A 13986-nucleotide genomic window follows, 5' to 3' on the forward strand; every position below is an offset into this window, starting at 1 on the left:
CCCCGGAGGCGTTCGCCCTGAGTTCTGAACGCGCCCGGCTCAGAACAGCGGCCAGGGCACCGCGGGCATCCCGCCCCGCGGGCCCGGGAAGCGGCCGAAGGAGCCGAGCCGCTCGCAGCGCTTCGCGAACGCGGCGACCTCGTCCTCGGTGAGCAGCTCCGAGAGCGCCTCGCCGAGCGGTCCGTCGATCTGCGCGCGCAGGAGCGCCAGCGCCGTCAGCTCCTCCTCGAGCAGCGGTTCGCCGATCCAGCCCCAGAGGACCGTGCGCAGCTTGTGCTCGGAGTGGAAGGTGAGGCCGTGGTCTACCCCGTAGCGGTGGCCGTCGGGCAGCGCGAGCACGTGCCCGCCCTTCCGGTCCGCGTTGTTGGCGACCACGTCGAACACGGCCATCCGGCGCAGCGCCGTCGAGTCCTCGTGCACGAGGGAGATGTCGCGGTCCTCCTCGTCGCTGCCGTCGAGGACGTGCCGCCATCCGTCGGGCACGGCGTCGGCGGGCACCAGGTCGACCGCGTCCTGGTCCGGATCGATGTCCTGCCAGAGCTGGACCATGCCCGGCCCGAGCGGACCGTCGCGGAGCCACGTGCGCGGCACCACGTTCCAGCCGAGCGCCTCCGAGACGAGGTACGCGGCGACCTCGCGGCCCGCGAGCACGCCGTCCGGGAAGTCCCACAGCGGCTTCTCGCCCGAGATCGGCTTGTAGACGACGGACGTCTCGCCGAGCTGCGCGAGGAACGTCGCGTTCGAGGCGATCGTGATCCGGCCGGCCAGCTCCAGCTCGCCGTCGAGCCCGCCCGGGTCGCTCATGCGAGCGGGCAGTCGTGCCCGTCGGGATCCATCGGCTCGCCGCAGCGGGGGCAGAGCGGACGTCCGGCGCCGACGACCTCGAGGGTGCGCTTCGCGAAGGCGCGCGCCGTGCCGACCGGGATCTTCACCTGCAGCATCTCGGTGGGCTCGGGCTCCTCCTCGGAGTCGTCCTCCGCCTCGGTCAGCGGGTAGGCCTCGATCACGATCTGCGCGGTGGATGGGTCCCAGCCGAGGCTGAGCCCGCCGACGCGGAACTCGGGCTCCACGGGCTGGTCGAGCGGGTCGTTGTCGACGAGCTCCGGGGGAGTGCCGGCGGGGACGCTGACCGGGTTGCCCTGGGCGGTCATCAGCTGGTCGAGGATCTCGTCGATCTTCTCGGCGAGGAGGGCCGACTGCTGCTTCTCGAGGCCGACGCTGACCACGCGGGGCCCGGTCTTGGCCTGGAGGTAGAAGGAGCGCGAGCCGGGTGAGCCGACGGTCCCCACGACGACGCGATCGGGCCAGTCGAATCCGTGCACGATCGGAGGCATGCCCCCAGTCTACGAGCGCCCGCCTCCGCAGTGGCTGCGCGCGTCGGGCTCGGGCGGCCTGCTGATCGAGCAGCCGTCTCTTCTGCTGACCGAGCCCCCCGCGGAGCGGACGCATCGAGATCCGCCGCCGCCGAGCACCCGCATCCCTGCCGCTCGATCGAGCCCTGAAGCGGCCCTCCCGAACCCGCGCCTACTCGTGCCCCGCCCCGCCACCCACGGCGGCGTCCGCCACGGGGGCCGCCTTCCGCAGCCAGCCCAGGTCCCCGGCGTCCGTGTTCATCGCGACGACCTCGGGCCGCCCCGCGCCGTAGCGGATGATCGACACCGACGCCGGTCCGACGCTGAGCCTCTGGAACAGGTCGAGGTGCATGCCGAGCGCGTCCGCGAGGATCGCCTTGATCGTGTCTCCGTGGCTGACCGCCGCCCACACCGCGCCGGCCCCGTGCTCCTCCGCCACCGCCGCGTCGTGCCGGCGGATCGCGGACACGGCCCGGGCCTGCATCGCGAGCATCCCCTCGCCGCCGGGGAAGACCACCGCGGAGGGCTGGTTCTGCACCGTCGCCCAGAGCGGCTCCGTCGCGAGATCCCGCAGCGAGCGCCCCGACCAGTCGCCGTAGTCGCACTCGGTGATGCCCTTGTCGATCACGGTCGCCGGCGATCCCGTCTGCCGCTCGAGGACGAAGCGCGTGGTCTGCCGGCACCGCTCGAGCGGGCTCGACACCACGGTCGCGAGCTCGACCGCCGCCAGCCGCTCCCCGGTGCGCGCCGCCTGCGTGCGTCCGACGTCGTCGAGCCGCACTCCGGCGGTGCGTCCGGCGAGGATCCCCGCGGTGTTCGCGGTGGTGCGTCCGTGCCGGACGAGGAGGAGCGTGGGCATGGGGCCAGCGTAGGCGGCCGTGCTCCCGCCCCGCCCCGTCGAGGGGCCGGGGCCGCGCGACTCCATCGCGGGACGGATGCCCCGGCCGCAGCGCCTGCCTAGGGTGGAGGAGCGGCCGCCCACCGCGGCCCGGAAGGGACACACATGGACGGGACGACGCCCCGCGGCATTCCCCAGGACGGCACGGACACCGAGAGCCCCGCCGCGCGCACCGCCGCCGACGGCACCGCTGCCGAGCACACCGACTCCGCGCTCACCGACTCCGCGACCCCCGCATGGGCCGCCCCCGAGGCCTCCGGCCGCCACGGCGAGGTCGCCCTGCGGATCCGCGGCCTCCGCAAGCGCTTCGGCGACAAGGAGGCCGTGAAGGACATCGACCTCGACGTCCCCGCCGGCTCCTTCTTCGGGCTCGTCGGCCCCAACGGCGCGGGCAAGACGACGACCCTCTCGATGGCCACGGCCCTGCTCCGCCCCGACAGCGGCGTCGTCACGATCCACGAGGTCGACGTCTGGAAGGACACCCTCGAGGCGAAGCGGCTGATCGGCGTCCTCGCCGACGGCGTCAAGCTGTTCGACCGCCTCACCGGTCTCCAGCTCGTCACCTACTACGGCCTGCTCTGCGGGCTCGAGCGCTCCGTTGTCGTCGAGCGGACCGACGACCTCCTCGCCCTGCTCGGCCTCGATCCGGCCGACCGCACGCTCGTCGTGGACTACTCCGCGGGCATGACCAAGAAGATCGCGCTCGCCTGCGCGCTCGTGCGCGCCCCGCGCCTCCTGGTGCTCGACGAGCCGTTCGAGTCGGTCGACCCGGTCTCGGCGGCGAACATCCGCGACATCCTGACCGGCTTCGTCGCATCGGGCGGCACCGTCATCGTGTCGTCCCACTCCATGGACCTCGTCGAGCGGATGTGCGACCGGGTCGCCGTCATCGCCGACGGCCGCGTGCTCGCCTCCGGCACCCTCGAGGAGGTCCGCGCCGGCTCCAGCCTCGAGGAGCGCTTCGTCGAGCTGGTCGGCGGCCGCACCCACCAGGAGGGACCGGCATGGTTGCGCATCTCCTGAGGCTGCGGCTGCTCCTGCTCCGCAACTCGCTGACGCGGAACGTGTGGCAGCTGATCGGCGTGATCCTCGGCGGTCTCTACGCGATCGCAGTGCTCGGCCTGGTCGCGGCCGGCCTGGTCGCGCTCGGAGGCACGGACCCGGCGTTCGCGAACGTCGCGATCGTCCTCGGCGGATCCGCTCTGATCCTCGGCTGGGTGCTCGGGCCGATCTTCCTGTCCGGCTCCGACCAGAGCCTCGACCTGCCCACCCTCGCGACGTTCCCGATCCCGCTGCGGACCCTCCTCCTCGGGCTCGCCGCCGCGGGCCTCGCGGGCATCCCCGGCGTGGTGACCACGCTCGGGGCGCTCGCCTCCGCCGCCGCCTGGTGGAGCCGTCCGATCGGCATCCTGCCCGGCCTCGTCGCCGCGGTGATCGGCGTCGCGACCTGCGTGGTCGCGTCCCGCCTGATCGGCGCGCTCACCACGGGCCTGGGCTCGAGCCGCCGCTACCGCGAGGTGATCGGCGGCGTCGTGCTCGTCGTCGTCATCCTGCTCGGACCTCTCTTCTTCGGCCTGACCAACGTGATCCGCGACGGCCTGGACGTCCTGCCCGTGATCGCGGGCGCCCTCGGCTGGTCGCCGCTCGGCGCGATCTGGGCCGTCCCCGGATCCGTCGTCGCGGGCGACTGGGTCGCGGCGATCGCGCGCCTGCTGATCGGGCTCGCGACGCTGGCCGTCCTCGTCTGGGCGTGGGCCCGGGCGCTGCGGCACGCGCTCGCGGAGCCCGCCGCGTCCGGCGCGCACTCCGCCTCCGGATCCGCGGGCCTCGGCCTGTTCGGGCGCTTCCCCGGCACCCCGACCGGCGCCGTCGCCGCGCGTGCCCTCGGCTACTGGTGGCGCGACCCGCGCTACAGCCGCGGGCTCCTCGTCATCCCCGCCGTCGTCGTCCTCGCGGTCTTCTACTCCGCGATCGGCAGCGGGGGCGACACCTTCGTGCTGCTCTCGGCCGTGCTCGTCGGCCTGATCTTCGGCGTGACCCTCTGCGCCGACGTGTCGTACGACGGCACCGCCTGGGCGGCGCACGTCAGCTCCGGAGTGACGGGGTCGGCCGACCGCGCCGGTCGCGTCGTCGCCGCCGCGATCATCGGCGTCCCTGCGGTGGTCGTCGTGGCGGTGGGCACCGCGCTGTACGCGGGACGCGCCGACGCGATCCCGGCCGTGCTGGGCATGGCGCTGGCCCTCGTTCTCAGCGGGTTCGGAGTGTCGAGCGTCGCCTCGTCGCTCGTCGTCTACCCCGTGCCCGGGCCGGGGGACAGCCCGCTGAAGACGCCGCCGGGCTCCGGGATGATCTCGAGCGTCGTGATGCTGGGGAGCATGGCCGCGACCGGTCTGCTGGCGCTCCCGTCGATCGTCCTCGGCGCGATCTCGCTCATCGGCGGCGACCCGGCCTTCGGCCTGATCGGACTGGCGGCCGCCCTCGTGCTGGGCACCGTCTTCGCGCTGGTCGGCATCCGCGTCGGCGGTCGGATCGTCGACCGCCGAGCGCCGGAGCTGTTCGCCGCCCTCGTGACGATCGGCTGACGCGGGTGGCGGGGCGCGGGGCCGGCGGTGCCCGCCCGCTCCCCGTCTCCGCCCCGCTCCTCGCCCCCGCGAGTGCGCGAAAGTTGTCGCACTCGAGCTCGAGTGCGACGACTCCTGCACACTCGCGGGAGCCGACGAGGATCGCGCGCACCCGCGAGTGGCCGCGCGCCCGCGAAGGCCCGCACACGGGAGCCGCGGCAGAATGTGGACATGCGCAGCCTCGAAGTCCTCCTCGATCCGGAGTCGGAGGCTCGCGTCCGCAGCCAGTGGGAGGCGCTCGAGGCGGCCGGCATCCCGAGCCTCGCGCTGCACACGTCCGCCAGCAACCGCCCGCACCTCACCCTGGTCGCCGGGCCCGAGCTGACCGCCCCGGAGCCGGGCGCGCTCGGTCCGCTGCCGGCGACGGCCGACCTGGGCGCCGTCCTCCTCTTCCCGCACGCCGGGCGCTTCGTCCTCGCCTGGGGAGTGGTCCGCTCGCCCGCCCTCGACGCGCTGCACGACCGGGCCACGCGCCTCGTGCCGGGCGGCGTCGACACCTCGCTGCCGGACGCCTGGACGCCGCACATCAGCGTCTCGCGCCGCCTCCGCGCCGAGCAGCTCGGCGGCGCCGTCCCCCTCCTCGGCGAGCCGTTCACCGTCGGCCTCGCGGGCGTCCGCTTCTGGGACGGCGACACCCGAGCCCTCACCGACCTCTGATCCGGGCGCCGCAGAAGCCCCCCGACGCTCCTTGCAGCCGCCTCCCCAGCTCCCTCCCTGCAGCCCTTCTCCACAGTTCCCCGGACCCCCGGGGCGGCGTCGGAGGCGGCGGGTAGAGTTCCCCGGGTGACAGAGCCCACCGCGACATCCCTCCCCGCCCCGCCGCTCGCCGACCCCTCGGCGGAGTCCCGCGGCGGCGTCCGGAGCGACGCGGCGAGCGGCGCCCCGGGATCCGGATCCTCCGAGGCGCAGGCGATCCTCGAGAAGGTCTTCGGCTACGGCTCCTTCCGCGGCGAGCAGCAGGCCATCGTCGAGCAGGTCATCGGAGGCGGCGACGCCGTCGTCCTGATGCCCACCGGCGGCGGCAAGTCGCTCTGCTACCAGATCCCTGCCATCGTGCGCCCCGGCACCGGCGTGGTCGTGTCCCCGCTCATCGCGCTGATGCAGGACCAGGTCGACGCCCTCCGCGCGAACGGCGTCCGCGCCGAGTTCCTCAACTCCACCCAGGACGCGGGCGAGCGCAGCCGCGTCGAGCGCGCCTACCTCGACGGCGAGCTCGACCTGCTCTACGTCGCCCCGGAGCGCCTGGGCAACGAGGGCATGAAGCAGTTCCTCGCCCGCGGCCGGATCGCCCTCTTCGCGATCGACGAGGCCCACTGCGTCAGCCAGTGGGGCCACGACTTCCGCCCCGACTACCTCGCACTGGGCGAGCTCGCCGAGCGCTGGCCCGACGTCCCGCGCATCGCCCTCACCGCGACCGCCACCGAGGCGACGCACCGCGAGATCACGTCGCGCCTGCACCTCGGCGCCGCCCGCCACTTCGTCTCGAGCTTCGACCGCCCGAACATCCAGTACCGGATCGTCAACAAGGTCGAGCCGCGCAAGCAGCTGATCGACTTCCTGCGGCGCGAGCACGCGCACGACGCGGGCATCGTCTACGCCCTCTCCCGCAAGAGCGTCGAGGCGACGGCCGAGGCGCTGCGATCGGCGGGCTTCGACGCCGTCGCGTACCACGCGGGACTCGACTCGCGGGTGCGCGCCGCCGCCCAGTCGCGGTTCCTCCGCGAGGAGGGCGTCATCGTCTGCGCGACCATCGCCTTCGGCATGGGGATCGACAAGCCGGACGTGCGGTTCGTCGCGCACATCGACCTGCCCAAGTCGGTCGAGGGCTACTACCAGGAGACGGGTCGCGCCGGCCGCGACGGACTGCCGTCCACCGCCTGGCTCGCCTACGGCCTGCAGGACGTGGTGCAGCAGCGCCGGATGATCGACGAGTCGCCGGGAGACCTGGCGCACCGTCGGCGGATGTCCGCGCACCTGGACGCGATGCTCGCGCTCTCCGAGACGGTCCAGTGCCGCCGCGTGAACCTGCTCGCCTACTTCGGCCAGGAGAGCACCGCCTGCGGCAACTGCGACACCTGCCTCGAGCCGCCCGCCTCCTGGGACGGCACGGTCGCGGCGCAGAAGTTCCTGTCGACGGTCGTCCGCCTCAAGCGGGAGCGCAACCAGCAGTTCGGCGCCGGTCACATCATCGACGTCCTCCGCGGCAAGTCCACGCCGCGCACCACCCAGCACCAGCACGACGGCCTCGCCACCTGGGGCATCGGCGCCGAGCTCAGCGACACCCAGTGGCGCGGAGTCGCCCGCCAGCTCCTCGCGCAGGGCCTTCTCGGCGTGAACGACGACGGCTTCGGCACGCTCGTGCTCACGCCCGCGTCCGGCTCCGTCCTCAGCGGCGAGCGGAAGGTCGAGCTGCGGCAGGAGCCGGAGAAGCCGGCCCGCTCCAGCGGATCCTCCCGCTCCGGACGGTCCACCGTGGCCGAGCTGTCGGGCGAGGCTCAGCCGCTGTTCGAGCGGCTCCGGGAGTGGCGCGCCGCGCAGGCCCGCGCGCAGGCGGTCCCGGCCTACATCGTCTTCAACGACGCGACCCTCCGCGAGATCGCGACCGCCGAGCCGGCGACGATGGACGCGCTCAGCATCATCGGCGGCGTCGGCCAGAAGAAGCTGCTCACCTACGGCGAGGCCGTGCTCGCCGTCGTCGCGGGGGAGAGCCCCGAGATCGCCGTCCCGGAACCCGGTGAGGAGGCTCCCGCTCCCCGCCGCGCGCCGGCCGCCCGTGGCGGGTCGTCCCGCTCGCAAGGGGCGAAGCCCTCGTTCGGCCGCGAGTCGTCCGGTCCGCCCGTGTCCGCCGCGCAGCCGCCGGAGGACGACTGGGTGCCGCCGGACGAGCCCGACTGGGAGCCCGGCTGGGACAGCTACTGATCCGTCGCTGAGGCGCGCGGTTCACCACACGCGACGGAGGCGGGCGCCGGCGCGGGCGATCGCGTTCCGGCGTCCGCGTCGGCGATCGTGCCCATCTCGTCAGCGACGCGAGCGTCCTCGGTCCGAGGCGCCGGCGAGCGCCCTCAGCCGCCCGCGCCCGTCGACGCCATCCACCCGCCGAGCAGCGTGCAGCAGAACGACGCCGCGAGACCCGCCACCGGCACCCAGAACGCGATGCGCCGCCGCACCAGCAGCACGATCGAGACGACCAGCGCCGCGAGGAACGGCACCCACACTCCTCCTGCGGCGAGGACCATCCCGCCCTCGATCAGGCCGATATCGCAGGCGTTCGATCCGCCGCACGAGTCGCTGGCCATCGCGAAGAACAGCCCGAAGAACGACAGCAGCAGCGTCACCGCGGAGGCCACGAGGATCAGCACGATCGTCAGCACCAGGTCCCAGACGCGGACCGGGCGCCGATGCGGCACCCCGGATCCCGGCGCGGCCGGAGGCGCGGGAGGCGCGGCCGCGACGTCCACGGGCGGCGCACCCGGAGTCCGGGGAGGCGCTGCCGCGACGTCCGCGGGCGGCCCGGCCGCCGGGTGTCGGGCGGGCGGAGGGGGAGGCAGCGGCGGCTCGCTCATGCCGAGAGACTAGCGAGGCGGCCTCCGGTGCGGCGTCGCTCCTCTGCTGGGATCCGCAGGGACAGTCCGTTCAGCACACGGACGAGCCGCCCCCTCCTCCGCTCCCGTCGGCAGGGACAGCCCGTCCAGCGCACAGACGAGGCGCCCCGCCCCCGCCTGGTCGGTTCCGACAACGCGCTTCCGCCTCCGCCTGGCGCCGTTTGTGCCCGGGCGACGGAACGTTTCCGCCGCGCCGCCGAGCGACCTACCGTGCGAGGACCGCCTCCGCTGCCGCGCCCGTCGGCGCACGACGCACCGGGAGCGGCCCGAACCGCAGACGGTCGAAGGGACACGAACACCATGGTCAGCACCGCTCCCCACCCCCGCTCCGCCGCCGACGCCGCCGACCGGGCGGCCACCGGACGCACGCGGGCCCGGCGCTCCCGCTCGGGCTCCATCGCGCCCACGCCGCCGGTGGACTCCCTCGGCTCCGAGGTCGATGCGCGCCTGGACGAGGACGGCGCCCCCGCCGTCGACGTCGCCGCCCTCGGCGAGACCCTCCTCGGCGCCTGGCGCGAGCAGCGCCTCGCCAGCCGCGCTCTGACCGCCCGCCCCGAGCTGCACCGCACCGACGGCCTCCCGATGAAGGAGCACCGCCTCCGCGTCTCGGAGCAGATGCGCGTGCTCGCGGCCGAGGGCGGCGTGCACCGCGCCTTCCCGGTCGACCTCGGCGGCGAGGCCGACCACGGTGGCAACATCGCCGGCTTCGAGGAGCTGGTCACCGCCGACCCCTCCCTGCAGATCAAGTCCGGCGTGCAGTGGGGGCTCTTCGGCGCCGCGGTCCTGCACCTGGGCACCCGCCCGCACCACGAGAAGTGGCTGCCGGGGATCATGAGCCTCGAGATCCCGGGCGCCTTCGCGATGACCGAGACCGGGCACGGATCCGACGTCGCGTCGATCGCCACGACCGCCACCTACGAGGACGGCGAGTTCGTGCTGCGGACGCCGTTCCGCGCGGCCTGGAAGGACTACCTCGGCAACGCGGCGGTGGACGGGCGCGCGGCGGTCGTCTTCGCGCAGCTGGTCACCCTCGGGGTGAACCACGGCGTCCACGCCTTCTTCGTCCCGATCCGCGACGAGCAGGGCGCGTTCCTGCCCGGCGTCGGCGGGGAGGACGACGGCCTCAAGGGCGGTCTGAACGGGATCGACAACGGCCGCCTCCACTTCGACGGCGTCCGCGTCCCGCGCGAGAACCTGCTGAACCGCTACGGCGACGTCGCCGCCGACGGCACCTACTCCTCGCCGATCGCGAGCCCGGGCCGCCGATTCTTCACCATGCTCGGCACGCTCGTGCAGGGCCGCGTCTCGCTCGACGGAGCCTCGGTCGCTGCGGCGAAGATCGCGTTGACGGTCGCCGTCACCTACGGCGATCAGCGCCGCCAGTTCACCGGCGGGGGCGAGCGGGAGGAGGTGCTGCTCGACTACCAGCGGCACCAGCGTCGCCTCCTGCCGCGCCTGGCCACCACCTACGCCGCCGCCTTCGCGCACGAGAAGCTGCTGACGGCGTTCGACGAGGTCTTCTCCGGCGCGAACGACACCGAGCAGTCGCGGCAGGACCTCGAGACCCTCGCCGCGGGACTGAAGGCGCTCTCGACCTGGCACGCTCTCGACACGCTGCAGGAGGCGCGCGAGGCCTGCGGAGGCGCGGGCTTCCTCGCGGAGAACCGGCTCACGCAGCTGCGCGCCGACCTCGACGTGTACGCGACCTTCGAGGGCGACAACACCGTGCTCCTCCAACTGGTCGCCAAGCGCCTGCTGACCGACGTCGGACGCCGCTTCAAGGGCGCCCAGCCCGCGGAGCTCGCGCGGTACGCCGCCTCGCAGGTCGCGGGGGCGACCGTCGACAACTCGGGTCTGCGCCGTCTGGCCCAGGTCGTCGCCGATCGCGGATCGACGGCCCGCTCGGTCGGCCAGCTGCGGGAGGACCAGCGCGAGCTGCTCACCGGCCGCGTCGAGAGCATGGTCGCGGGGATCGCCTCACGGCTGCGCCCGGCGTCGAAGCTGCCCTCCGACGAGGCGGCCCGCCTGTTCAACGCGCACCAGAGCGAGCTCATCGAGGCGGCGCGCGCGCACGCCGAGCTGCTGCAGTGGGAGGCGTTCACGGAGGCGCTCGCCGGCGTCGAGGACGCGGGCACGCGCACCGTCCTCACCTGGCTCCGCGACCTGTTCGGCCTGGGCCTGATCGAGAAGCACCTCGACTGGTACCTCATCCACGGGCGCCTGTCGTCGCAGCGAGCGGTCGCGGTGACGTCCTACATCGACCGCCTGCTCGCGCGCATCCGCCCGCACGCCGCCGACCTGGTCGCGTCGTTCGGCTACGGGCCCGAGCACGTGCGCGCGGTGATCGCGACCGGCGCCGAGGCGGAGCGCCAGGAGGAGGCGCACGCCTGGTACGAGGCCGCCCGCGCCTCCGGCACCCTCCCCACTCCGGAGAAGCGCCGCTGAGCCCCTCCGCGGGATGCCGCTCCGGTACGCGACACGCCGCGCGAGGCGCACCGGAGTGGCATCCCGCGGAGACAGGACGGGCAGGGGCGCGTCAGGACGCGAGGAACGCCAGTGCCTGGTCGCGCTCGGCGCGCAGCTCGAGCACGGACTCGTCGATGCGCGCGCGGGAGTGCGCGTCGATCTCGAGTCCCTCGACGATCCGCCACTCGCCGTCGACGGAGCGGACCGGGAACGAGGAGATCAGCCCCTCCTCCACCCCGTAGGAGCCGTCCGACTCGACAGCGGCCGAGGTCCACGACGTGCCGTCGACCCAGTCGCGCACGTGGTCGATCGCGGCGGAGGCGGCGGACGCGGCCGAGGAGGCTCCGCGGACCTCGATGATCTCGGCGCCGCGCTTGGCGACCCGCGGCTCGAACTCCGTGTGCAGCCACTCGGCGTCGACCAGCTCGGGCACCGGCCGTCCGCCGACGGTGGCGTGCGTCGCGTCGGGGTACTGCGAGGCGGAGTGGTTGCCCCAGATCGCGACGCCCTCGATCGCGTCGACGGGGGCGTCGAGCTTCGCGGCGAGCTGCGCGACCGCCCGGTTGTGGTCGAGGCGCGTCATCGCGGTGAAGCGGCCGGCGGGGATGTCGGGGGCGCTGCGCCGCGCGATCCAGGCGTTGGTGTTCGCCGGGTTGCCGACGACCAGCACGCGGATGTCGGAGGCGGCGTGCGCGTTCAGCGCGGCGCCCTGGGGTCCGAAGATGCCCGCGTTCGCGGCGAGCAGGTCGGCGCGCTCCATGCCCGCGCTGCGCGGCCGGGCGCCCACCAGGAGGGCGACGCTCGCGCCGTCGAACGCGGCGGCCGGGTCGTCCGTCGCCTCGATCCCGCGGAGGAGGGGGAAGGCGCCGTCCTGCAGCTCGAGCGCCGTGCCCGCGGCCGCGCGGAGGCCGGAGGGGATCTCGAGCAGGTTCAGGCGGACGGGGACGTCCGGCCCGAGGAGCTGACCCGAGGCGATGCGGAACAGGAGCGCATAGCCGATGGCGCCTCCCGCTCCCGTGACCGTGACCGTGACCGGAGTGCGCTGCTGGTTCATGCGCCGAGCGTATTCCCGCCGGCTGGGGGAGGGGGAGGAGTCAGCCGGACGGCGGGCCCTCGGCGGGAGGCGCCGTCGACCCGCGGAGCACGAGCTTGTTGCGCAGCCGCACGTGCGGCTCGGCCACGCTCCCGCCGTCGATGAGCGTCAGGAGCGCCCGGGCGGCAGCGCGCCCGACGCGGTGCAGCGGCTGCCTCACCGTCGTGAGCGCGGGGACCACCCGGGAGGCGTCGGGCACGTCGTCGTAGCCCACGACCGACAGCTGCCCCGGCACCGAGAGGCCCAGCGCCCGGGCCGCCTCGATCACGGCGATGGCGGAGGCGTCGTTCGCGGCGAAGACCGCCGTCGGCCGGTCGGGCAGCAGCAGCAGCTCGTGGGCGGCGACGAGGGAGGGGTCGTGCCGGTAGTAGCCGATCCGCACGAGCGCGGGGTCGTAGGGGAGGCCGGCGTCCGCGAGCGCCCGCTGGTAGCCGGCGCCGCGCCGGTGCGACGACTCCAGGTCGGGGCGACCCGCGACGAAGCCGATGCGGCGGTGGCCGAGCCCGATCAGGTGGCCCGTCGCCAGCTGCGCTCCGCCGAAGTCGTCGGTCGCCACCGAGTGCAGCTCGGTCTGCGCGGTCAGCGGATCCACGACGACGAGCGGCAGGTCCGACGGGGGGATCACGCCGGAGGGAGTCACCAGGATCGCCCCCGCTACGTGCGCCTCGGTGAGGCGCCGCAGGGACTCCTGCTCCCAGCCCGCCCGGCCCCGGCGGCTCGCCCCGCTGCCGGCGAGGAGGTCGAACCGGGTCCCCCGGAGCGCCGTCGCCACTCCCTGCAGCACCTCCGTGCCGAACGGCTCGAAGTCGCCCAGGAGCACGCCGATGACGTCGGAGCGCTCCGCGCACTCCGTCGTCACGACCTCCTGCTCGGCCTCCGCCGTCGCCGCCCCTGCGGACATCCTCGTCCCCTCCCGCCGTCCCCGCCCGGCCGCGGCGGAACGCGGTGATCGCCTCGCTGCGCTGCTCCGGACGGTTGAGAACACGTCCTTGCAATCGGGAATGTTCCCGGTAACATTGCCCGCAAGACTAGCTGAGGGAAAGCTCAGCAGTCGAGAGAGACGAGCGTCGGGCAGCCTTTCTCCCCTCAGTGCTGAGGGGGTCGAGAGCTGGAGCTCGCGTGGCCACGCTGTGGAAGCCGCCGCGCACGAGCCGTCCGCCGCTCTCCGCGCGTCCTGCGCTCCAGGCGCGGCCGAACGCCCCTCGGGCTGCGCCGCGCTCCGTCCTCTCGCGGCCTCGGGCCGCGCCACCACTCCGCGCCGTCCGGCGCTCGACCTGATCGGCGACGATGCCGATCGAGTGAGGAACACCATGTCCACGCGACGCACCCCCCGACCCCTCTGGCTCGTCCGCTCGGGCGCCGCTCTCGCCGGCTGCCTGCTCCTGTCCGGCGTCGCCGCCGCGGCCGCGGCCGCCGACACCGAGTACGGCTCCGACGACGTCGACGTGAACGTCAGCATCGAGGAGCTGGAGCAGCCCGGCGCCCTCTCGATGTCGATCGACGGCACCTCCGCCACGCTCGCCGAGGAGGGCTCCACCCCGACCGTGCGCGCCTTCACGGGGCAGCTGCCCGACGTGACCGTGACGGACACCCGGACCGTCGACGAGATCCCGGCCGGAGCCGGCTGGTACGTCCTCGGCTCGGCGAGCGCCTTCACCGGCGACGCGGACCAGGAGGACATCTCCTCCGACCACCTCGGCTGGACGCCGGTCCTCGTGGACGGCGGCGAGTCGGGCCTGGTGTCCGAGGGCGACCCGGTCGACACGATCCTCGACGAGGGCGCCGACGCCGTGGGGCTGTTCGACCAGGAGCTGCTCGCGCTGTCGCTCGACTCGCAGGAGACCGCGACGGACGGGTCCTGGACCGTGTCCGCGGGCCTCACCCTGAAGACCGAGGCCGACGTCGCCCCCGGCGACTACTCCTCCGTCCTGACGCTGTCGCTGTTCGAATGACC

Annotated in this window: 12 protein-coding genes; 6 read left to right on the forward strand and 6 right to left on the reverse strand. The window is 74.3% G+C overall.

Annotated features, from left to right (window positions below; all coding sequences use genetic code 11):
* Positions 1 to 39: 39 nt before the first annotated feature.
* The 3 genes from C5C10_RS00815 to C5C10_RS00825 form a co-directional block, all read right to left on the reverse strand.
* Positions 40 to 804: an SCO1664 family protein gene (locus C5C10_RS00815; RefSeq protein WP_104226043.1), complete on the reverse strand. Its 765-nt coding sequence runs from the start codon at positions 802 to 804 to the stop codon at positions 40 to 42.
* Entirely contained in the window at positions 801 to 1334 is a 534-nt protein-coding gene (locus C5C10_RS00820; protein WP_104225051.1) for a DUF3090 domain-containing protein, read from the reverse strand. Before C5C10_RS00820 ends, C5C10_RS00815 begins: the two co-directional genes overlap by 4 nt.
* A 190-nt stretch (positions 1335 to 1524) precedes the next feature.
* A complete protein-coding gene (locus tag C5C10_RS00825) occupies positions 1525 to 2211 on the reverse strand; it encodes a histidine phosphatase family protein (protein ID WP_104226042.1) in 687 nt (228 codons plus the stop codon).
* Between the two features lie 144 nt (positions 2212 to 2355).
* Here C5C10_RS00825 and C5C10_RS00830 point away from each other — a divergent pair, with 144 nt between their 5' ends.
* The 4 genes from C5C10_RS00830 to recQ all read left to right on the forward strand — a co-directional run bounded on the left by C5C10_RS00830 (position 2356) and on the right by recQ (position 7790).
* Complete coding sequence (locus tag C5C10_RS00830) at positions 2356 to 3273, forward strand: ABC transporter ATP-binding protein (RefSeq protein ID WP_104328267.1); 918 nt, start codon at positions 2356 to 2358, stop codon at positions 3271 to 3273.
* Complete coding sequence (locus tag C5C10_RS00835) at positions 3255 to 4832, forward strand: transporter (protein WP_104291761.1); 1578 nt, start codon at positions 3255 to 3257, stop codon at positions 4830 to 4832. The genes C5C10_RS00830 and C5C10_RS00835 overlap by 19 nt, the downstream gene beginning before the upstream one ends.
* A gap of 210 nt (positions 4833 to 5042) precedes the next feature.
* Entirely contained in the window at positions 5043 to 5528 is a 486-nt protein-coding gene (locus C5C10_RS00840; protein ID WP_104328268.1) for a hypothetical protein, read from the forward strand.
* 126 nt (positions 5529 to 5654) lie between these two features.
* Positions 5655 to 7790 (forward strand): DNA helicase RecQ, encoded by a 2136-nt coding sequence (gene recQ / locus C5C10_RS00845; protein ID WP_181073351.1) that lies wholly within the window; start codon positions 5655 to 5657, stop codon positions 7788 to 7790.
* A gap of 143 nt (positions 7791 to 7933) precedes the next feature.
* Here recQ and C5C10_RS00850 read toward each other — a convergent pair whose 3' ends face one another.
* Positions 7934 to 8434, reverse strand: coding sequence for a DUF6264 family protein (locus C5C10_RS00850; protein WP_219813220.1), 501 nt, complete (start codon positions 8432 to 8434; stop codon positions 7934 to 7936).
* A gap of 339 nt (positions 8435 to 8773) precedes the next feature.
* Here C5C10_RS00850 and C5C10_RS00855 point away from each other — a divergent pair, with 339 nt between their 5' ends.
* Positions 8774 to 10918, forward strand: a complete 2145-nt coding sequence (locus C5C10_RS00855) for an acyl-CoA dehydrogenase (protein ID WP_104328271.1) — start codon at positions 8774 to 8776, stop codon at positions 10916 to 10918.
* A gap of 91 nt (positions 10919 to 11009) precedes the next feature.
* Here the strand turns inward: C5C10_RS00855 and C5C10_RS00860 are convergent, their stop codons facing one another.
* Positions 11010 to 11993, reverse strand: a complete 984-nt coding sequence (locus C5C10_RS00860; RefSeq protein WP_104226035.1) for a malate dehydrogenase — start codon at positions 11991 to 11993, stop codon at positions 11010 to 11012.
* Positions 11994 to 12033: 40 nt separating this feature from the next.
* Positions 12034 to 12933, reverse strand: coding sequence for a substrate-binding domain-containing protein (locus tag C5C10_RS00865; RefSeq protein WP_104328272.1), 900 nt, complete (start codon positions 12931 to 12933; stop codon positions 12034 to 12036).
* A gap of 409 nt (positions 12934 to 13342) precedes the next feature.
* Between C5C10_RS00865 and C5C10_RS00870 the strand changes: the two genes are divergently transcribed.
* Positions 13343 to 13984 (forward strand): hypothetical protein, encoded by a 642-nt coding sequence (locus C5C10_RS00870; RefSeq protein ID WP_104233676.1) that lies wholly within the window; start codon positions 13343 to 13345, stop codon positions 13982 to 13984.
* Positions 13985 to 13986 lie beyond the last annotated feature (2 nt).

Origin of the sequence: Rathayibacter sp. AY1A3 (assembly GCF_002930975.1) — a bacterium.
In the GTDB taxonomy this organism is placed as follows: domain Bacteria; phylum Actinomycetota; class Actinomycetes; order Actinomycetales; family Microbacteriaceae; genus Rathayibacter.

What these genes read in the sequence shown, in the direction of transcription:
- C5C10_RS00815 (WP_104226043.1), bottom strand. Translation starts at nt 804, where the DNA reads ATGAGCGACCCGGGCGGGCTCGACGGCGAGCTGGAGCTGGCCGGCCGG.
- C5C10_RS00820 (WP_104225051.1), bottom strand. Translation starts at nt 1,334, where the DNA reads ATGCCTCCGATCGTGCACGGATTCGACTGGCCCGATCGCGTCGTCGTG.
- C5C10_RS00825 (WP_104226042.1), bottom strand. Translation starts at nt 2,211, where the DNA reads ATGCCCACGCTCCTCCTCGTCCGGCACGGACGCACCACCGCGAACACC.
- C5C10_RS00830 (WP_104328267.1), top strand. Translation starts at nt 2,356, where the DNA reads ATGGACGGGACGACGCCCCGCGGCATTCCCCAGGACGGCACGGACACC.
- C5C10_RS00835 (WP_104291761.1), top strand. Translation starts at nt 3,255, where the DNA reads ATGGTTGCGCATCTCCTGAGGCTGCGGCTGCTCCTGCTCCGCAACTCG.
- C5C10_RS00840 (WP_104328268.1), top strand. Translation starts at nt 5,043, where the DNA reads ATGCGCAGCCTCGAAGTCCTCCTCGATCCGGAGTCGGAGGCTCGCGTC.
- C5C10_RS00850 (WP_219813220.1), bottom strand. Translation starts at nt 8,434, where the DNA reads ATGAGCGAGCCGCCGCTGCCTCCCCCTCCGCCCGCCCGACACCCGGCG.
- C5C10_RS00855 (WP_104328271.1), top strand. Translation starts at nt 8,774, where the DNA reads ATGGTCAGCACCGCTCCCCACCCCCGCTCCGCCGCCGACGCCGCCGAC.
- C5C10_RS00860 (WP_104226035.1), bottom strand. Translation starts at nt 11,993, where the DNA reads ATGAACCAGCAGCGCACTCCGGTCACGGTCACGGTCACGGGAGCGGGA.
- C5C10_RS00865 (WP_104328272.1), bottom strand. Translation starts at nt 12,933, where the DNA reads ATGTCCGCAGGGGCGGCGACGGCGGAGGCCGAGCAGGAGGTCGTGACG.
- C5C10_RS00870 (WP_104233676.1), top strand. Translation starts at nt 13,343, where the DNA reads ATGTCCACGCGACGCACCCCCCGACCCCTCTGGCTCGTCCGCTCGGGC.